Source organism: Rhodococcus sp. RS1C4 (assembly GCF_002258225.1).
Lineage (GTDB): Bacteria > Actinomycetota > Actinomycetes > Mycobacteriales > Mycobacteriaceae > Rhodococcoides > Rhodococcoides fascians_E.
On record NZ_NOXZ01000023.1, the window covers coordinates 260849 to 280356 of the forward strand.

Consider the following 19508-nt stretch of genomic DNA (forward strand, 5'->3'; position numbering starts at 1 on the left):
GAATTACAGCTTATGGAACTGAGGCAGCTCGAGTACTTCGTCGCCGTCGCGGAGGAAGCCAACTTCACCCGTGCGGCCGAGCGGGTGAACATCAGCCAGTCCGGCATCAGTGCCCAGATCAAAGCGCTGGAGAAGGAGGTCGGGGCCGAGCTGATCGACCGCAGCAGCAGGGTGGCGCGGTTGACGGTAGCAGGGACAGCTGCCCTGGTACACGCGCGCCGCGCACTGGAATCATCTGCAGCCCTTCGCCATTCCGTCGACGAGGTGCTCTCCCTCGTGCGCGGGAAGGTCGCCGTCGGAATGGTCACCGCATGCACCGTCACACCGCTGTTCGACGCCTTGGCTGCGTTCCACTCCGCGTACCCGGGCGTGGACATCACGTTGGCGGAGGCAAATTCAGACGAGTTGATCGCGCGCGTCCGGTCGGGCGCGCTCGACGTCGCCCTCGTCGGCACCGCTCACGGTCCGCCCGAGGGGCTCGAATCGCTGGTCATGATCACGGAAGGACTGGCGGCGTGTGTACCGCCCGGGCATCCGTTGGCGTCGGCATCGGCGGTGACACTCGGCGAGGTGTGCGCCCACTGGGTGGTGTGCCTGCCGGTGGGTACCGGAATCAGATCCGTGTTCGACGACGCCTGTGCCGCAGCGGATATCACCGCGGACGTCGCGTTGGCCGCCAGTGCGCCGGGAGCTGTCGCCGACTTGGCGGCCAGAGGTTTGGGCGTTGCCATCCTGAGTCGTTCCATGGCAACGGATTTCGAGGATCGATTGGTCCCGGTACCGATCTCGGACGTGCCTGCCGACGCTGTTCTCGCCCTGACCTGGTCGCCCAAGGCGAGCACGGCGGTGAGAAAGCTCGCCACCTATGTGAGTGGTTGTGTAGGCCAGGGCCTACACAACCACTCACATAGGTGCTAGACGAGTTCGGTGATGTGATCGCGGGTGAAGGCGATGCGCTCGTTCAATCGGCCGGACTCGACCTTGTTCACCCACTCGGCGTCGGCGAGCAGGGCACGGCCGACGGCGACGATGTCGAATTCGCCCCGCTCGAACTGCTCGAACAGCGGCGTCAGATCGGTCGTTCCCGACGCACCGTCCGGACCCCAGGCGCTGCCGAACTCCTTGTCCAACCCGACCGAGCCGACGGTGATCGTCGGGAGGCCGGTGATTTCCTTGGTCCACCCGGCCAGTCCTCGGGTTGCATCGAGCTCGGGGAACTCGGGAATCCAGTGGCGACGGGTCGAGGGGTGGAGCACGTCGACCCCGGCGTCGACCAGCGGGGTGAGGATCTTCTCCAATTCCTGCGGGGTCTGCGCGATCCGAGCGTCGTAGTGATCGGCCTTCCACTGCGAGTATCGGTAGACGATCGCGAAGTCGTCACCCACCTCGGCTCGGATCGCCGCCACCACCTCGGCCGGGAAGCGGGTACGAGCTTCGAGGGATCCGCCGAAACGGTCGTCACGCAGATTGGTTGTCTGCCACAGGAACTCGTCGAGAAGGTAACCGTGCGCGCCGTGCAGCTCGACTCCGTCGAACCCGACGCTCTTCGCGTTAGCCGCTGCGTCGACCCAGTACTGGATCAGCTGGTCGAGGTCGCTGCTCGTGAAGGCGCGGCCCAACGGAGTGCCGTCCAGGGCGATGCCCGACGGGCTGACCGTTGTCACCTCGGGGTTGAGGCGCGGCGAGTCTCCGCGCTGCACGCCGAGGTGCCAGAGCTGCGGGATGATCACCGAGCCCTCGGCGTGGACGGCGTCGACGACGCTCTTCCATCCGTCGAGGCTGTCCTCGCCGTAGATGTGGGGAACTCGGGTGTCCGGGCCTGCCGCGGGGTCGGGGATCAGCGTGCCCTCGGTGATGATGAGGCTCGTTCCGCCTGCGGCCCGCCTGCGGTAGTACTCGGCGACGTTCTCGCGCGGGACTCCGCCGGGGGAGAACGCGCGGGTCATCGGCGCCATCGCGAAGCGGTTACGCAGTTTCAGGGACTTGGTTTCGAACGGAGTGAATAGCCCCGCGGATGCTGTTTCGGTCACGTCGGAGACGAACCGACCGGGGCGCAGCGGTATTCCACCTCGTCTCGGCTGGGGGGATATCGAGGTGATATACCTGGGTGATGAAGGTAACAGGCAAGGTTGCTGTGATCACCGGAGGCGGAGGCGGGATCGGCGGTGCACTTGCCCAGCGGCTCGTCGCGGAAGGCGCGAAGGTCGTCGTGTCCGATCTCGACGCGGCGTCGGCGTCGCGGGTGGTGGAGTCACTGGAACCTGGCTCGGCGGTATCTCTCGGGGGTGACGCGTCGAAAACCGACGACATCACCGCGTTGATCGCTCTCGCCGAGGACACCTTCGGTCCCGTGGACCTCTACTTCGCCAACGCGGGCATCAGTGGCGCACCGGGCCTCGACGCGACGGAAGTCGAGTGGGATCTGTCCATCGACGTCAATCTGCGCGCGCACATCCGCGCTGCGCAGCTTCTGGTGCCCGGGTGGATCGAGCGCGGCGAGGGCTACTTCGTCAGTACCGCGTCGGCTGCCGGCCTGCTCACACAGATCGGTTCTGCCACGTACGCGACCACCAAGCATGCGGCCGTGGGTTTCTCGGAGTGGCTCAACGTCACTTACGGTGACCGCGGCATTCGCGTCAGCTGCCTGTGCCCCATGGGTGTGAACACCAAGCTGCTGTACGAGGGCAAGGAATCCGGTAATTCGCTCGGGGCGGCGGCTACTGCTGCCGTGCTCTCCGCGGGCGACGTGCTCGAGCCGAGTGACGTCGCGGAGGTCGTCCTCGCTGCGATGGATGCCGAGGAGTTCTTGATTCTGCCGCACCGGAACGTGCTGGAGATGTACCGCAACAAGGGTTCCGATTACGACCGGTGGTTGCGCGGCATGCGTCGCTACCAGAAAGCCCTTCTGGGGCAAGACAACTAAAGGAGCGACGTGTCCTTCTTCGAGACCGCCGAGCGCGGCCGGAAGTATCAGCAGGATCTGTTGGAGTTCATGGACTCTCACGTCTACCCGGCGGAGTCCGTCTACGACGAGCAGATGCGCGAGCTCGGCGACCCGCACGGGCAACCCCAGATCATCGAGGAGCTGAAGAAGGAAGCCCGGTCGCGCGGGTTGTGGAACCTCTTCCACCCCCACCAGGAGTGGGGGCCTGGCCTGACCAATCTCGAGTATGCCCCGCTCGCGGAGATCATGGGCCGGAGCCTGTTGGCGCCCGAGGCGTGCAACTGCAACGCGCCGGACACGGGCAACATGGAAGTGTTCACGCTGTTCGGAACGGACGAGCACAAGGAGAAGTATCTGAAGCCGTTGCTGGACGGCACTATTCGGTCCGCCTTCGCGATGACGGAACCCGACGTCGCCAGTTCCGACGCCACCAACATCGCCATGCGAATGGAACGCGACGGCGACGACTACATCCTGAACGGCCGCAAGTGGTGGACGTCGAATGCGCTGCACAAGAACTGCAAAGTTCTCATCGTCATGGGCAAGACCGAGCCGGATGCCGCCAGCCACCGTCAGCAGTCGATGCTCGTCGTGCCCATCGATGCGCCGGGTGTCACCGTCGTACGGAACCTGCCGGTGTTCGGCTACGTCGATCGCGAAGGTCACGCCGAGGTGCTCTTCGAGGACGTGCGGGTGCCGTCGAAGGACGTGTTGAAGGGGCCGGGTGAGGGTTTCGCGATCAGTCAGGCCAGGTTGGGCCCCGGGCGGATCCATCACGCCATGCGGACCATCGGCGTCGCCGAGCGGGCACTCGAACTGCTGTGCCGCCGTGCGGTATCGAGAGTCACCTTCGGTAAGCCGATCGCGATGCGCGCCAACATCCAGGATTGGATCGCCGAGGCTCGCATCGACATCGAGAAGACGCGACTGTTGACGCTGAAGGCCGCGTACCTGATGGACACCGTCGGCAACAAGGAAGCACGCACCGAGATCGCCGCCATCAAGGTGGCAGCTCCGGAGATGGCGCTGAGGATCATCGACCGGGCCATTCAGGTCCACGGCGGCGGCGGTGTGTCCGACGACTTCCCGCTCGCGATGATGTACGCCCACATCCGGACGCTGCGGCTGGCGGACGGCCCCGACGAGGTGCACAAGATGTCGATCGCGCGGATGGAGTTGAAGAAGTACCTCTAGAGGCTTAGGCGAGGCTGTGCTAACTTCACGCGCATGAAGCGGACCGCGATGCGCATGATCATTGCCTCGGTGGCACTTGTGGGCCTCGTGGCCTGTAGCAGTGACTCGGGGGACAGTAGCTCCGCCGGGTCGAACGACAGGACGGTGACAATCGATCACGTCGTCGGCTCGACGACGATACAGGGAACGCCTGAGCGCATCGTCGCCCTCGGGCAACAGTGGGTGGACGCGCTGGCGGAGTTCGACGTCTCCCCGGTCGGGTACATCTCCGCAGGATCTCAGGGAGACGAGCGGAAGCTGTTCCCCTGGCAGACGGGCCTGACCGAGGATTCCGTGATGCTCGACTCGACGTCGGTCGACACGATGAACGCGACCCCGCCCGTGGAGGAGATCGCGGCACTGCAGCCGGATCTCATTCTGGTGGCGGGGATCGCATCTCCCGAGCCGTACCAGTCGCTCAGTGCGGTCGCGCCCACGGTTTTCCCCGAGAAGAGCACGGTGGACAGCTGGCAGTGGCAGATCGAAACGCTGGGAAAGATTTTCGACCGTGAGGACGACGCGCAGTCGATCATCGCCGAGGGCGAAGGCTTCACCGACGGCATCGCCGCCGAGTACCCAGGCTTGGACGGCAAGACCGCGGTGCTCGCCCAGTACATCGTCGCCACGCAGCAACTCGTGGCCGTCGTCGATCCCGACGACGGTGCCGCGCAGGTCTTCGACAGCATCGGTCTCAGTGTTCCTGCGGACCTCGCAGCCTCGCCGGAGGCGACGAGCGGCCGGTTGGTCTTCAGTCCCGAACGGATCAACGAACTCACTGCCGACCTGGTCGTCATGCTGCCCAACGGTGGAACCGCCGCCGACCTCCAGGCCCTGCCTGGCTTCGATTCCCTGCCCGCCGTGGCGAGCGGCGGCGTCTCGGTGCAGGACTACGCCACGGTGGTCGGATTCAATCTGCCGTCCAAGGCGTCGATCGAGTACTCGGTGGAGAAGATTCGTCCCCAGCTCGAGGCGGTAGGCGGCTAGCTAGCTCCCCCTTGTGAGTACTTATGTAGGTCAGGACCTACACAAGCCTCACAAGGGGGCGGTACTCACGTGGGTTCTAGAGGTGAATCACCCCTCGCATGTTCTTGCCGTCTCGCAGATCCTGGTACCCCTCGTTCACCTGCTCGAGTGAATACGTGTTGGTGATCAGCTCGTCGAGCTTGAGCTGGCCGGCGTCGTAGAGGCGCAGCAGCCGGACGATGTCGTACTGAGGGTTCGCGGAGCCGAACAGTGTGCCCTTGATGGTCTTCTGGTTCAGCGTCAGATCCGTGCCGGAGACGTGAACGGTCAACGCCTCGGGGTCGGCGAGACCGGTGATGACGACGGTGCCGCCCTTGCCGATGGCGGCCGTCGCTGCCTGGACCACTTCCTCGTCGACGGTGCCCACGAGAATCAGGGCCTGATCCGCGCCCTGGCCCCAGGTGAGCTCGGTGAGCTTCTCCTGGGCGCTGGCGTAGTCGCCGAAAGCATGTGTCGCACCGAACTTCAACGCCTGGTTCCGCTTGAATTCCAGCGGGTCGACGACGAGGACGTGCTTGGCGCCCGCGTGCACGGCGCCCTGCACCGCGTTGATGCCGAGACCACCGATGCCGTAGATGATCACCGAATCACCGGCCCGCACACCACCCGCGTACACGGAGGTGCCCCAGCCCGACGGCACGCCGCATCCGACGAGAACCGCTGTCTCCAAGGGCAACCAGTCGTCGATCTTCACGACGGAGTGTTGCGAGATCGTGGCGCGCTCGGCGAACGTTCCCAGCATGCACATCGCGCCGAACTCGGTTCCCTTGCTGTCGCGACGCCGGAATGAGCCGTCGGGCATGCAGCCTTCGAGAATCGTTGCGCCCATGTCGCACAGGTTCTGTCGGCCCGTCGAACAGTAGCGACAGGTACCGCAGTTGGGGATGAACGAACAGACGACGTGATCGCCGGGCTTGACCTTGGTCACGCCGGGCCCCACTTCCTCGATGATTCCGGAGCCTTCGTGCCCACCGACGATCGGGAAGCGCGGTGGGAGGTCGCCGTCGAGCAGATGGAGGTCCGAGTGGCACAGGCCGGCAGCGACGTACTTGATCAGGACTTCGCCCGGCCCGGGTCCGTCCAATTCGAGTTCGAGGATCTCGAACGGCTTGTGTGCTTCGAAAAGTACTGCAGCTTTGGTCTTCACGAAAGATCTCCTAGCGGTAGATGGACTTGAACTGCTGGAAGTTGCCGAGGGCGTCGGGGCCGAGTTCGCGGCCGATGCCGCTGTCCTTGACGCCACCGAACGGTGAACCCGGGTCGACCATGTAGCGGTTGATGCCGATGGTTCCGGTGCGAATCTGCTTGGCGACGCCGTACCCTCGTTCGTCGTCGGAGGTCCAGACGGTGCCGCCGAGCCCGAAGTCGGTGTCGTTGGCGATGCGGATGGCGTCCGCTTCGTCGCCGTACGGGATCACCGACAGCACAGGCCCGAAAATTTCCTCCTGGGCGATGGCGTGATCGTTCTCGACGTCGGCGAACACCGTCGGCGACACGAACCACCCGCGATCGAGATCGGACGGACGGACACCTCCGGTGACCAGCCGGGCACCGTCGCCACTGCCCTTCGCGATGTAGCCCTCGACTCGATCTCGTTGCCGCTCACTGGCCATCGGACCGATCTGTGTCGCCGGATCCAGCGCGTCGCCGACGGCGAGTGATTGTGCGAATGCTTCGAGCACGCCGACCACCTCGTCGTATCGACTGCGTGGCGCGAGCACTCGGGTGCCGAGGAAACACGTTTGACCGTTGTTGAGAAACGTTGCACCGAAGAGGTCTTCGCCGATCTTCGCAAGATCGAGTTCGGCGTCGTCGAGAACGATCGCCGCGGACTTTCCGCCCAGTTCCAGGGTGACGGGCCGCAGTAGTCGTCCGCAGGTCTCGGCGATCGACCGGCCGGCGGCAGTGGATCCGGTGAACGCAACCTTGTCGATACCCGGGTGCGATACGAGGTAGGCGCCCACCTCGCGCCCGCCGGGAACGATGTTGACCACCCCGGGCGGAATGCCCGCCGCCATGACGGCTTCGGCGAACGGAACCGAGTCGAGGACGGTTTCCGGTGACGGCTTGATGACGATGGTGCACCCGGCCGCCAGGGCGGGTGCGTGCTTGAATGCCGCGAGAGTCTGCGGGAAGTTCCACGGCGCGATGGCACCGACGACGCCGATGGGTTCCCGACGCACCGTCGTCGTGCCGCCGAGAAGGTGCGGGTGCGATTCCTCGAACGTCGCCGTTCTGGCAAGCCCGGCGTAGTACCTGACTACCGCGACGGGAAAGCCTGCTTCGAGCTGCAGGGCGATCGAAATCGGCATGCCGTTCTGCGCCGAGACCGTGCGGGCTATCTGCTCACCGCGCGCTTCGAGTTCGTCGGCGAGCCGGTCCAGAGCGTCGGCGCGGGCCGACGGCTCCCACTGACTCCAGCCGCTCGGATCCTCGAACGCGCGACGGGCGGCCGCGACGGCTGCGTCGACGTCTGCCTCCTGCGCCTCCGGAACCGAGCCGATGATCTGTTCGGTACTGGCCGACCGTACGTCGATCCTCGCCGACGAACTCGGGGGTGCCCACTCGCCGCCGATGAACAGCGATGCCGCGTGTATTGCCGTATCGGTACTCATGCATAGATCGTGACCCGCATCACGCCGGGTGAGTGTTCAAAAACTGTACGTTCTCCGCGCGGTTCTCAGTGGATGCCGAGTTCCTTCATTCGCTTGTACAGCGTGGTGCGGCTGATTCCGAGGCTGTCCGCGGTGGCGGCTTTGTTGCCCCCGCACCGAGCGAGTTCGTGCACGATGGCATCTCGCATCGCAGCGTCGAGAGCTGTCAGACGACTCGACGCACCCCGCGCACCGGGCCTGACCAGATCGTGTTCGCTGATGTCGCCGACGGACCTGCGGGCTGCCGCGCTCATCACTTCGTCGCGTAGTTCGCCGATGTTGCCGGGCCAATCGTGATCGATGAGAGCGCGCATGGCGTCCGGGGTGAACCGGGCACGGGAGCCGATTTCCGCGAGCATCCCGCGGACCAGGTCGGGAATTTCGTGACGCCTGGACCTGAGCGGAGCGAGCTCGACGGTGTCCGTGCACAACGACAGCAGTTGGCGGTGCTCCGCCGTGGACGTGTCCCGGATGGAGCTGGACAGTGCGAACCATCCACGCGCCGACTTCAACAGGGCATGCAGTCGGTGCGCGACGGGTGCGTCGGCCAGGTGAATGTTCTTCACCACGACATCCGTACCGGCCGTCACCTGCGTTTCGACGGATGCGAGCCACGCCGCGGGTGTCGTCGTGACGAGATCGGCGGCGTCGAACCATCGTGGCGCGCGGGCGGCAGTCAGCCTGGCCAGTGTCGTCGACTTGCCCGTTCCCGGTTCGCCGACGACACACAGGGGTTGGGACGCGGCCGCTGTCGACGTACGACGCGCGGGCTCGTCGAGCACATCTATCTCGAGGACGACGCCGGTGCCGGACACCGGCCTTTCCCATCGCACGAGTGCCCGGGCTCCGGAGTTCAGGACGACGGAGTCGATGACTCCGCTGCGACGGATCGACTCGTCCGTCAGCGACCGCAGCGCGGCGTGGTCGACGGTGTCGATGACGGCGGCTGCGGACGTGTTCTCGAGCAGAAGTTCGTCACCGATCGCGACGACGGGTGCGCCGCGCCGCCGAGCCGACGCATGTTGGAATGCCTGGAAGAGTCGTTGCTCGCCGCTGCGCGTCTCTTCCAGCAACCGCCCCTGGATGTCCTGCGCGGAATGCGCGAGCATCGGCTGGAGCAGCGGGTTGTCCTCGGATTCGAGGAACGTGATGTCGAGGACGCCCTCGATGCGTTTGGTGATCGGATGGATCAGCGGGTGGCCGTAGCAGCTGAAGCCCTTCATCGACTCCATGTAGTGCTCGCTGCCCCGAACGGCCAGGGGTTTACGGAGTTCGAACGACGTCGAGATCGAGTTGGTGCCCGACGCCTCCTCGGTGAAGGATCGGCCGACGACGGCGCCGACGCCGAACACGACGTCGCGCAGTGTTCGCGTGCCGAAGCGGAGATCGACGAGCCGGGCGTCGCGGTCGGCGAGCAGTACGCAGTAGCCGGAACCGTCGAGCATGCTTTCCATGCGGTCGAGGATCGGGTCGGCGGCTGCGAGGAGACGACTGCGCCGGTCCACGTCACGTAGAGCGGATTGTTCGAGCGAGTGGGCGGGTTCCAGCCCGCTGGAGGCAGAGCGTTGCCACGACAATGCGATCTGCTCACGCACCACACCGTGCTCCTCGTTGTCCCTCGTGACACGAGGCTAGCGCAGAGGCACCGCTCCGCGGGTAGCGTTTTCGGCATGGCTTACAGATACCTCGGCAACAGTGGACTCAAGATCTCGGAGATCACCTACGGAAACTGGCTCACTCACGGTTCGCAGGTCGAGAACGATGTCGCGACGCAGTGCGTGCATGCCGCCCTCGATGCGGGGATCACGACGTTCGACACCGCGGACGTCTACGCGAACGGCGCCGCCGAAACCGTGCTGGGTGAGGCGCTGAAGGGCGTTCGGCGTGAATCGTTGGAGATCTTCACCAAGGTGTACTTCCCGGTCGGGCCGAAGGGGCCCAACGACACCGGACTGTCCCGCAAGCACATCTTCGAGGGCATCGATGCGTCTCTCCGACGGCTGAGCACCGACTACGTCGACCTCTACCAGGCTCATCGTTTCGACTTCGAGACTCCGCTCGAGGAGACCATCGCTGCGTTCGGGGACGTCGTCCGTCAGGGCAAGGCCCTGTACATCGGGGTGTCGGAGTGGACGGCCGATCAGCTGCGCCGGGGTCAGGCGCTGGCCCGCGAGAACGGTTTCTCCATCGTCTCCAACCAGCCGCAGTACTCGGCGTTGTGGCGAGTCATCGAATCCGAGGTCATCCCGACGTCGAAGGAACTGGGCATCTCTCAGATCGTGTGGTCGCCGATCGCTCAGGGTGTTCTCACCGGCAAGTATCTGCCCGGTCAGCCGCTGCCCGAGGGCTCGCGCGCCACCGACGACAAGGGCGGCGACAAGATGATCGAGCGCTACCTCAACGACGAAACACTGACTCGCGTTCAGCAATTGAAGCCGATCGCCGAGTCGCTCGGCATCACGATGGCTCAGCTCGCGGTCGCCTGGGTACTGGCGAACGACAACATCGCCGCCGCCCTGGTCGGTGCGTCACGCCCCGAGCAGATCGCGGAGAACATCAAGGCGTCGGAAGTCACCTTGGACGCGGACGTGCTGAAGAAGATCGACGACGCCCTCGCCGGATCGATCGAGACCGACCCGGCGAAGACGCAGTCACCCGAGGCGCGCCTGGTGTAGAGCGCTCACTGACGGAAGACGTTCAACGCTTCGGCCTCGTCGACCGGACCCTCGACGGTGATGTCCACGTCCGCTGCGGCCACCACTTCGGCGCAGCGCAGCGAGAACCGTGGACCACCGTCGAGGGTCTTCGAGAACTCCGGTTCCGAGGCCCCGAACACGATGCGCGTGACGCCGGCCCACACCATGGCGGCACTGCACATGGGGCACGGCTCGCCGCTGGCGTACATGGTTGCGTTCCCGGCCGTCGCGGCGCCGCGGATCGCGACCAACTCGGCGTGGGCGGTGACGTCACCGCCCGACGCGACTTCGTTGCGGCCCTCGGCCAGCACGGTGCCGTCGGCGCCGACGAGCACGGCCCCGAACGGCCGGTTCCCTGCCTCGCCCGCCTCGACGGCGAGTTCGATCGCGCGGCTCAGGTGTGTTGTGCTCATGCCGAAAGGTCCACGGTCGTACCTACTTTCAATTCGTATGCTTTGTCGATCAGTGTGCGCGACGACACCAGATCCTGCAGTCCGATCCCGACGGAGTCGAACAGCGTCACCTCGAACATTCGGCCTGTCTCGAAGACTACGACGAACAGCGGACTTCAGTCCGAGTCTCGACGCGGACGAACCTTCGCGGAATCCGTGGATTTTCTGAAGCGCATGTGTTTCACTTTTGGCTGTGACTCAGGCCACCCCGAGTTCTGCGGACATCGAAAGAGAGTGCACACGGTGAAGAGACTTGCGACGGCGCTTCTGCCCGTCGCGCTGGTCGGTCAGCTGATGGCGGCAACGCCCGCGTCGTGGACGGGGTCGACACGATCGCGGAGAGCACGAAGGCGCAGGTCCCCGCCTGGTCGGAATTGATCGACTCGATCCGAGCGAAAGCGCCCGACGCCCGTATCGTCCTCGTCGGGTACGGCACCTACATCAGGCCGGGCGGCTGCTTCCCCGACCAGCCGATGCACCCGGCCGACGCGGATTATCTACAGGCGAAGGTCGACGACATGAACGACACCCAGCGCACCCTCGCGGCGGAGAAGGGCATCGAATTCTTCGACACCCGCCCTGTCACCGAAGGCCACGATTCCTGCGCGGCGCCGGAGGACCGGTATCTGGAAGGGCTCGTTCCCACGCATCAGGCATTGCCCTTGCATCCGAACGCTCTCGGAGCGGACGCCGTCGGGACAGCGCTGGCCGATTACCTGCGCTGACCGCAGCGGCAGGGATGCGAGAATTCGACGTGTGCAGCCCACTCCATCCCGCGCCTACGGCGGACGCTCGGCCGACGACAGACGGGCCGAGCGGCGGAGTCGATTCGTTGACGCGGCCTTCACCGTGTTCTCGACAACCGGGTACGCCCAGAGTTCGGTACCGCAGATCTGCGCGGAGGCGCGGCTGTCCTCCCGGCAGTTCTACGCGGACTTCTCCAGCCGAGAAGCGTTGCTGAGGGAGGCATACGACCAGGTGAACGAGGCGGCGCGGGCCGCGGTGACGGCTGCTGCGGCGGCGTCCGTGTCCGAGCCGTTCCAGGCTCGGGTGCGGGTGTTGGTCCGGGCGTATCTCGAGTCCGTACTGTCCGATCCGCGTCGACCTCGCTTGGCGTTCGTCGAAGTGATCGGCGTCAGTCCGGAGATGGAAGAGCACAGGAAAGTTCAGATCTCCGAGTGGATCGACGTGCTGCAATCGATCTTCCGCAGTGCCGTGGACCGAGGCGAAATCGACGACCGCGACTTCCGGCTGACGTCGACGGCGCTGATCGGGGCGACGAATGCTCTCGTGAATCTGAGCACCACCGCCTCACCCGCGCTGCCCGTCGACGTACTGGTCGACGAGCTCAGTCGCATCGCCGCCGCCTCCACGCTGCCCCCTCCGTTGTGATTGGAAATGCGCACTGGACTTCACACGCACTGAGGTGCGCATTTCCACTCACGTAGGGAGCGTCAGCGCAAGTGATGCACTTCCTGTAGGCCGTAGACCGGGGTGTCGATGCCCTCGTACCTGGCCTTGATCTGCAGAGCGAGGTACAGCGAATAGTGCCGTGACTGATGCAGGTTGCCGCCGTGGAACCACAGGTTCTCCTGCTGCGTCGGCTTCCACATGTTGCGCTGCTCGCCTTCCCACGGACCCGGATCCTTGGTGGTGTCCGAGCCCAGGCCCCATACCTTGCCGACCTTGTCGGCCGTCGCCTGGTCGATGAGGTCGGCGACCCAGCCGTTCATCGAGCCGTAGCCGGTGGCGTAGACGATCACGTCGGCCGGCAGTTCCGACCCGTCCTCCAGCACAACGCTGTTCTTGCCGATCCGTTCGACCTGTCCGGCAACGAGTTCGATCTTGCCGTCTGCGACGAGCTCCGATGCGCCGACGTCGATGTAGTAGCCCGATCCGCGGCGCAGGTACTTCATGAACAGGCCCGAGCCGTCGTCACCGAAATCGTGCTGGAACCCTGCCTTCTCCAACCGGTCGTAGAAGTCCTTGTCCTTCTCGGCGATCTGTTGGTACACCGGGATCTGGAACTCGTGCATGATCCGGTACGGCAGCGACGCGAACGTCAGATCGGCCTTGCCCGTGGTCATTCCGGATTCCACAGCCCGCTCGGAGTACAGATCACCCAAGGCGATCTCGCACAGTGAATCCGATTTGACGATGTGCGTCGAACTGCGCTGCAGCATCGTCACGTCCACGCCGGTCTCGTACAGCGCTTTGCAGATGTCGTGCGCCGAGTTGTTGGAGCCGACGACGACGACCTTCTTGCCGACGTAGGCGTCGGGACCCGGGTGCTCGCTCGAATGGTGTTGCTCGCCTTCGAAATCCTCCATCCCCGGGAAGTTGGGTACGTTCTTCTTGCCGGACATGCCGGTGGCCATGATCAGCTGCGTGGGGTGCAGGATCACTTCCTCGCCGTCGCGGTCGAGGACCACGGTCCATTTCTTCGCCGCCTCGTCGTAGGTCGCGGTCTTGGCTGTGGTGCGGCTCCAGTACGGAACTTCCATGACCTTGGTGTACATCTCGAGCCAGTCGCCGATCTTGTCCTTCGGTGCGAACACCGGCCAGTTCGGCGGGAACGGCAGGTACGGGAGATGGTCGTACCAGACCGGGTCGTGCAGACAGAGGCTCTTGTAGCGTCCGCGCCACTGGTCTCCCGGCCGGTTCGCTCGATCGACGACGATGGCAGGGACACCCAGCTGGCGGAACCGGGCGCCGAGAGCGATACCGCCCTGGCCGCCACCGACGATCAGCGCATACGGCTGCACGGTGTAGCCGAGCTCCTTCTCCTCGATCTCCTTCTTCTCCGCCCAGTTCTGGGTGTCGGCGTTGGAACCGTGGACTGCTCCCTTGATGCGGGTGTGCCCTTGACGCTCCTCGTGGCCCTTGAGCTCCTGCATGGTGGTGAGCAAGGTCCACCCTTCGTCGCCTTTCAGGCGGAGGTGCCCCTTGCCGCGGCTGGTGGCGGTCTCGAACTCGATCCACGCCGACGTCACCCCGTCGGCCTCGTCGGGTGTCTCGGTGGTGTGGAACCCGGACGGATCGGTGTCCTCCAAACGTTCCGCGAGCATCCCCTCGATTCCGTCTCGGCCCTCGACGGTCTTGAGGTTCCAGGTGAACGTCACCAGGTCGCGCCAGAAGCTGTCGACGGCGAACTTGGCCGCGACACGGCCCGGGTCACGAGCCTTCAGCGCGGCTTCGAAATCCGCGAGCCAGGCGTCGACCCGCTGCTGCGGTGTCTGCGAGAGAACGGGCGGTTCGATGGTCTGGGTCATGGAGACTCCCTTGTCGTTCGTTCGTGTGCTGTGACCCAGCACACTCCTTTCTACGACGAGCGGTCGAGAGTTGCAGTGGGTTGCACGTGATCCGCATCACGGACGAAGTCGTCGATCAGGGCTGCCACTACGTCCGGTCGGTCCTCCGACACCCATGTGCGAGACCCCTCGATCATCGTCGATCGTGCGTTCGGAAAGTCGCTGACCAGACGCTCCGCATGTTCGAACGGAAAGAACTTGTCATCCGACGCCCATGCGACCATCACCGGCTTCTCGAAATCCCGAAAGTGCTCGGCGGCATCGAGGGTGTACTTCTTGTCGACCGACCGAAGGAAACGGGCGATGTCGCGGCGGATACCAGCGTCGAGGATGGGCATCGCGAAGTGATCGAGGAGCTCGTCACCCAGTCTCGCGTGGCTCAGCCAGCCGAACCCGATCGGTGAGCGTCCGTACAGCCGGCGCAGCCACGGCACCCGCAGGGCGAGGGCAATGAGGTCGAGGGTGATCGGGACCCGCGCCAGCCGGCACAGGTAGGCGAAGAACGGCGGCGGAAAGTTCTCGTAGGCGTCGCACGGCGTGAGGACGACGCGACCGATGCGCTCCGGACGACGCGTGATCACCAGCTGCGTCAGCATTCCGCCGCCGTCGTTTCCGACGAGAGTCACATCGCGCAGATCGAGTCGCTCGATGACGTCGGCGACGACGTCGGCGATACCGGTGGCCGTCATGTCACCCCCGGGACCTACCGGAATCGCGTGACTGCCGAAGGGCCAGTCGGCGGTGATGCACCGGTGGTTCTCGGCGAGCAACGGAACGACCTTCCGCCAGATCGCGGCATTGGCGAACAATCCGTGGACGAACACGATCGGGGATCCGCTCCCTCGCTCGTACACACGGACTCCGTCGACGATCCTCGAATCACCCAAAGCAGAAACGATGCTCATGTTCCAGACCTCTTCCCTGTTGCCGGATGTGGTGCAAGCATGTCCGGCATGCGAGATGCGGCGCTTCCAGAAACGTGCTGTACCGAGCCGACGCTGTGGCTGTGGGCCGGCAAAGCCGTGTACGTCGGGCCGTCTCTGAACATCGACTACCACTCCGGTTCGATCCTGTGCTTCGCGGTCGGGGCGGACGCGCCGTTCACGCTGCGCGACGAGCACGGCGAACAGTGGAGTGTGCGCAGTGCAGCCGTCGCGCCTCGGACGGTCCATCGTGTGGAAGCGCACGGTGAGCGAATGGTGTTCGCCTACAGCGATCCTGGCGTATCCAGATCCGACCGTATCCTGGATGCGGCGAGTACCCGTACCGGCGGATTCGGCCTTCGACTTCCCTCCGAATCAGCACTGTTGGAACTCGCGGCCGCGGGCTCGCCCGACCCGCGGGCACTCGTCGAGACGCTGTGCGGCCCCGAGCCGCGGCAAGTCGACGAGCGCATCCGTGCGGCCGTACGCATCGTCCGCGAGAAACCGGGCGCCGTTGTCGTAGCAGCCGACCTCGCCGCTGCCGTCAACCTGTCGACGTCCCGATTTCTGCATCTGTTCTCCGCCGAAGCGGGTACGAGCTTCCGGCGGTACCGCCTGTGGGCTCGGATGCTGCACGTCGGCGAAGCCGTGGCGCGAGGAAGCGATCTCACGACCGCATCGGTCGAAGCCGGATTCTCGTCACCCTCCCACTTCAGCGATTCCTTCCACTCGATGTTCGGCCTGTCGGCCGCAGCGCTTCTGGCCATGGGAACGCGCATCGAGATCCTGGAGAGCGAACCCGCACCCTGACACTCGAATCGTGCTGATCGAAAGGGTTTCCCGCAGGCCCGAGTCCTCCTAGTCTTGCGAGGCAACGACGTCGGACAGAAAGTGACTCACTGCTGTGCCAGTATCGAGAACCGTTCCTGTGGGAGTGCGCCTGCGCGACGTACCGTCCGGCGGGGTAGCAGAACTCGCGCGGGCTGCATCCGCTCTCGACGCGTCGGGCACCGGGTTCGTGGTCCTCGGCACGCAGGTGGGCGGACTCGATCCCAGCACGGTCGCAAGCTTTCTCGCGCGACGCACGTCCGGACTGGGGCTGGTCGTCGAGGCCGCACCGCAACGCGACCACCCGTACAACATCGCCCGCCGTGTCGCGTCACTCGATCATCTGACCCGGGGGCGTGCGGGCTGGTGGGTGTTGTCCGACGACGATTCCACCGAACTCGGCCTGGGGGTGCGTAGTTCGTGGGTCGATGCACCACGGTCGACGCGGAATCCGGACGCCGTGACGGCGGTACGAGCACTGTGGCGGACGTGGCCGGCGGCCGCGGTCGTCGGTGATGTCGAGTCCAACATCTTCACTCGTGCCGAGGACATTCGGTACGCCGACCACCGGGGCGTCTTCGCCACGGCCGGTCCGCTCACCGTGCCGACCACCCCGCAGGGGGAGCCGGTGATCTTCGGACCGGGCACGTCGGACATCGCCGTCGAGGGAGACACCGCCTTCGCCTCGGTGTCCGTGGACGCGATCGGCAGTGCACTCGACGCCGGCGCATCGGGCGTCGTCGTCGACGTGCACGACCTCGATGCTTGGTTGCACGACGTCCTCCCCGGTCTGATCCAGGACGGCGTCGTACGTCCCCGGCGATCGACGACGACGCTGCGTGGCTATCTGAACATCGGACTACCCGCGGAACCGGACCTGTCCGCGAACAGGCCCGTCTACACCTGACGACAGGGAGCAGTGACACATGTCAGCGGAACACGTCGTTCTCAACGTGAACGTCCTCGATATCGGCATTCACCTCGCCGCGTGGCAGAATTCCGGGTTGGCGCCCACGGCGTTCGTCGACCCGGACTACTTCGCGGACATGGCGCGTCTGGCAGAGCACGGAACGCTCGACGCCTTGTTCCTCGCCGACGGCCCTGCGCTACGAGAAGACCCACGGCTCAAGCCGTCCCGTGCGCTGGAACCGTCCGCGATTCTGGCTCTGGTCGCCGCGGAAACCGAGTACCTGGGCGTCATCGGAACCCTGTCGACCACGTTCAACGATCCCGTCGAACTGGCACACAGGTTGTTGTCGCTCGACCACCTCAGCAACGGACGAGCCGCGTGGAACGTCGTGACCACGTATTCACCACAGGCCGGCCACAACTTCGGCCTGAACGACTATCCCGAAAGGAGTGTGCGGTACCGCCGCGCCGCCGAGTTCGTCGACGTCGTACTCCAGTTGTGGAGTGCGGCGGGCACTGCTGTGCCCGTCGCGCATCACGGCGAGTTCTTCGACGTCGAGGGTCTTCTGCCGCTCGGGGCGTCGCCGCAGCGGCATCCGTTGATCGTGCAGGCAGGTGGATCACCACAAGGCCGCGCACTGGCCGCACGTTCGGCGAACGCGGTGTTCAGTGCCGAGTTGACGCTCGATGCAGGACGCCACCACTATCGTCAGGTCAAGGACGACGCGCGGGGGCAGGGGCGTGGTCCGGACGACGTCGCCATTCTTCCCGGCCTGATCACGGTGTTGGGCAAGACCCGCGAGGAAGCGGTTCGCCGCTTCGAGCATCTCGAAAGCTATCTGCCCGAGTACTATTCGCTCGATCGCCTGTCCGCCGTGTTGGGCTACGACCTACGCGGTCACGACCTGGATGCTGCGGTGCCCGACGAAGCGTTGGCCGACGTCGACCCGGACAACTTCACCGCCTCGTTGGGATTTCGCGAGTCCATCGTGCGTTCGATCCAGGAGAGCGGTGCCACCGTCCGCGACGCAGTTCGCGAGTTCAGCGGTGGAGGTCACCGCATCGCCGTCGGTTCCGCCGAGGACGTGGCCGACACCATCGAGACCTGGTTCCGCGCAGGCGCCGCAGACGGTTTCAACCTGATGCCCGACGTGTTTCCCTCCGGTCTGGAGGATTTCGTCGAACATGTCGTGCCGATTCTGCGCGATCGGGGCCTGTTCCGGCGGGAGTACGCCGAAACGACACTACGAGAGCGGTTCTCCTCGGTGAACAGCCTCGATCGCGCAGTCGGCTAGAAGAAGCCGGCTTCGGGGAGTTCCGCGTCGTTGACGACGATGTCGCCCAGGACCCGAGCTTTGTACGACGTCGGGTTGTGCGAGAACAGTGTGCGCAGATTTCTCCAGTGCACGTCGAGCGCGCGACCCTGCCGTGTGGCCGATGCGCCGCCGACCTCGAACAGTCGACCCGCAGCCGACAGTGCAAGCTCTTCGACGGCTACTTTCGTCTTGGCGGCAGCGATGGATGCTCGCTCCTCCAGCGTTCGGTCGACGCCGGTGGTCCGAGCAGCGTCGGCGGCGAGATCCTGTGCCGACGCTGCGGCGGCGACCGCCGATTCGACGACGAACGCAGCCGAACTCAACCTGCCGACGACCTCCAGCAACTGTGGATCGTGCCGGGGCGACTCGGCGGCCGCGTAGGTGAACGTGCGCTTCCTGCTCCGCAGCAGTTCGGCGGCGTCGTCGGTCACCGACCGGAGAATACCCGCGGCAATGGCGTGCAGGAACAGTTGGACGAGCGCCTGACGAGGTCTGCGCTCGATGGGTTCGTTCCGGAACGGCAACGTGTCACCTTCGGCCACGGCCACGGCCGAGAACACAGTGGTACCGCTGCCGGTGTGACGCTGACCGATGCCGTCCCAGTCGTCACGGTGTTCCACACCGGGGCCGTACGACTCGACGATCGCCGAGAGCACGTCACCGTCCGGCGTGTTCGCCGAGACCCTGATGAAGTCCGAGTAGATCGAGCCGGTGCTGTAGAACTTCACACCGTCGACGACGTAGCCGCCGTCGGCGGGTGTGAGAGTGGTGTCGAAGGTCCCTCCGCCGACGTTGTGTGAGCTCAGCTCGGAGTTGGCTCCGCCGAACAGCTTTCCGTCGACCACGTGCGGTAGCCATTTCAATTTCGTCTCGGACGACGGAACGCGCAGAATGTCTTCCACGAAGGAGAAATGGACACGCAGGATGTGCGGCACGTCCGGGTCGGCTTCGGCCAGGCCGATCACGAGATCGAACAGCTGGGCCAGGGTGTACCCCGCTCCGCCGAGCTGGGTCGGTACCCGCACCGCACCGAGCCGATGCTCCTTGACCAGTTCGATCGCAGTGGTCGGTGGTTCGTGTCCGCCGTCGGATCGGCGTCGCCGGGCGTCCTCGGCGATGGCGGACACCAGCTGCCGCAATTCGTCCGAGCCGTGTGCCGGTGGGGTGCGCCGGAGTGTGGAAGTCATGGTCGAGGTCCTCTCTGTCGTGATGTGGCGTG

General features: G+C 65.2%; 19 protein-coding genes. 10 read left to right on the forward strand and 9 right to left on the reverse strand.

Annotated elements, in window-relative coordinates:
- The first annotated feature begins 12 nt into the window (after positions 1-12).
- Positions 13-918, forward strand: a complete 906-nt coding sequence (locus CH289_RS12020) for a LysR family transcriptional regulator (RefSeq protein WP_094727957.1) — start codon at positions 13-15, stop codon at positions 916-918.
- Here the strand turns inward: CH289_RS12020 and CH289_RS12025 are convergent.
- Positions 915-2030, reverse strand: a complete 1116-nt coding sequence (locus tag CH289_RS12025) for an NADH:flavin oxidoreductase (RefSeq protein WP_033190118.1) — start codon at positions 2028-2030, stop codon at positions 915-917. The genes CH289_RS12020 and CH289_RS12025 overlap by 4 nt on opposite strands.
- Positions 2031-2110: 80 nt before the next feature.
- Between CH289_RS12025 and CH289_RS12030 the strand changes: the two genes are divergently transcribed.
- From CH289_RS12030 to CH289_RS12040, 3 genes are read left to right on the forward strand one after another with little or no spacing between them, the layout of a single operon-like run.
- Positions 2111-2923, forward strand: a complete 813-nt coding sequence (locus CH289_RS12030; protein ID WP_094727958.1) for an SDR family oxidoreductase — start codon at positions 2111-2113, stop codon at positions 2921-2923.
- A 9-nt stretch (positions 2924-2932) separates the two neighbouring features.
- The gene (locus tag CH289_RS12035) at positions 2933-4138 is read left to right on the forward strand and encodes an acyl-CoA dehydrogenase family protein (RefSeq protein WP_094727959.1); all 1206 of its coding nucleotides are present in this window, start codon (positions 2933-2935) and stop codon (positions 4136-4138) included.
- A gap of 33 nt (positions 4139-4171) precedes the next feature.
- Complete coding sequence (locus CH289_RS12040) at positions 4172-5161, forward strand: ABC transporter substrate-binding protein (protein WP_256977162.1); 990 nt, start codon at positions 4172-4174, stop codon at positions 5159-5161.
- A 76-nt stretch (positions 5162-5237) separates the two neighbouring features.
- On the opposite strand, the gene CH289_RS12045 is transcribed toward CH289_RS12040, so the two are convergent.
- From CH289_RS12045 to CH289_RS12055, 3 genes are all read right to left on the reverse strand, one after another.
- Positions 5238-6347: an NDMA-dependent alcohol dehydrogenase gene (locus tag CH289_RS12045; RefSeq protein ID WP_019662993.1), complete on the reverse strand. Its 1110-nt coding sequence runs from the start codon at positions 6345-6347 to the stop codon at positions 5238-5240.
- A gap of 10 nt (positions 6348-6357) precedes the next feature.
- Positions 6358-7815, reverse strand: coding sequence for an aldehyde dehydrogenase (locus CH289_RS12050; RefSeq protein ID WP_019662994.1), 1458 nt, complete (start codon positions 7813-7815; stop codon positions 6358-6360).
- Positions 7816-7880: 65 nt separating this feature from the next.
- Positions 7881-9449: a sigma-54-dependent Fis family transcriptional regulator gene (locus tag CH289_RS12055; protein WP_230621051.1), complete on the reverse strand. Its 1569-nt coding sequence runs from the start codon at positions 9447-9449 to the stop codon at positions 7881-7883.
- A 75-nt stretch (positions 9450-9524) separates the two neighbouring features.
- Between CH289_RS12055 and CH289_RS12060 the strand changes: the two genes are divergently transcribed.
- Positions 9525-10529 (forward strand): aldo/keto reductase family protein, encoded by a 1005-nt coding sequence (locus tag CH289_RS12060; RefSeq protein WP_019662996.1) that lies wholly within the window; start codon positions 9525-9527, stop codon positions 10527-10529.
- Between the two features lie 5 nt (positions 10530-10534).
- Here CH289_RS12060 and CH289_RS12065 read toward each other — a convergent pair whose 3' ends face one another.
- A complete protein-coding gene (locus tag CH289_RS12065; RefSeq protein ID WP_094727961.1) occupies positions 10535-10963 on the reverse strand; it encodes a nucleoside deaminase in 429 nt (142 codons plus the stop codon).
- On the reverse strand, positions 10960-11082 hold the full coding sequence (locus tag CH289_RS28720) for a hypothetical protein (protein WP_256977163.1): 123 nt from the start codon (positions 11080-11082) through the stop codon (positions 10960-10962). Before CH289_RS28720 ends, CH289_RS12065 begins: the two co-directional genes overlap by 4 nt.
- A gap of 234 nt (positions 11083-11316) precedes the next feature.
- Here CH289_RS28720 and CH289_RS12070 point away from each other — a divergent pair, with 234 nt between their 5' ends.
- On the forward strand, positions 11317-11727 hold the full coding sequence (locus CH289_RS12070) for a GDSL-type esterase/lipase family protein (protein WP_037143312.1): 411 nt from the start codon (positions 11317-11319) through the stop codon (positions 11725-11727).
- Positions 11728-11758: 31 nt separating this feature from the next.
- Positions 11759-12394, forward strand: coding sequence for a TetR/AcrR family transcriptional regulator (locus tag CH289_RS12075; protein WP_037183115.1), 636 nt, complete (start codon positions 11759-11761; stop codon positions 12392-12394).
- A 62-nt stretch (positions 12395-12456) separates the two neighbouring features.
- On the opposite strand, the gene CH289_RS12080 is transcribed toward CH289_RS12075, so the two are convergent.
- On the reverse strand, positions 12457-14274 hold the full coding sequence (locus CH289_RS12080; protein ID WP_026347408.1) for an NAD(P)-binding domain-containing protein: 1818 nt from the start codon (positions 14272-14274) through the stop codon (positions 12457-12459).
- A gap of 50 nt (positions 14275-14324) precedes the next feature.
- Entirely contained in the window at positions 14325-15218 is an 894-nt protein-coding gene (locus tag CH289_RS12085) for an alpha/beta fold hydrolase (RefSeq protein WP_179276796.1), read from the reverse strand.
- A 39-nt stretch (positions 15219-15257) separates the two neighbouring features.
- Here CH289_RS12085 and CH289_RS12090 point away from each other — a divergent pair, with 39 nt between their 5' ends.
- The 3 genes from CH289_RS12090 to CH289_RS12100 all read left to right on the forward strand — a co-directional run bounded on the left by CH289_RS12090 (position 15258) and on the right by CH289_RS12100 (position 18268).
- Entirely contained in the window at positions 15258-16046 is a 789-nt protein-coding gene (locus CH289_RS12090; RefSeq protein ID WP_179276797.1) for a helix-turn-helix domain-containing protein, read from the forward strand.
- A 94-nt stretch (positions 16047-16140) separates the two neighbouring features.
- Positions 16141-16971 (forward strand): LLM class flavin-dependent oxidoreductase, encoded by an 831-nt coding sequence (locus CH289_RS12095; RefSeq protein WP_230594329.1) that lies wholly within the window; start codon positions 16141-16143, stop codon positions 16969-16971.
- Between the two features lie 19 nt (positions 16972-16990).
- Positions 16991-18268, forward strand: a complete 1278-nt coding sequence (locus tag CH289_RS12100) for an LLM class flavin-dependent oxidoreductase (RefSeq protein ID WP_094727964.1) — start codon at positions 16991-16993, stop codon at positions 18266-18268.
- On the opposite strand, the gene CH289_RS12105 is transcribed toward CH289_RS12100, so the two are convergent.
- On the reverse strand, positions 18265-19476 hold the full coding sequence (locus CH289_RS12105; RefSeq protein ID WP_094727965.1) for an acyl-CoA dehydrogenase family protein: 1212 nt from the start codon (positions 19474-19476) through the stop codon (positions 18265-18267). The two genes, CH289_RS12100 and CH289_RS12105, sit on opposite strands and share 4 nt — an antisense overlap.
- Positions 19477-19508 lie beyond the last annotated feature (32 nt).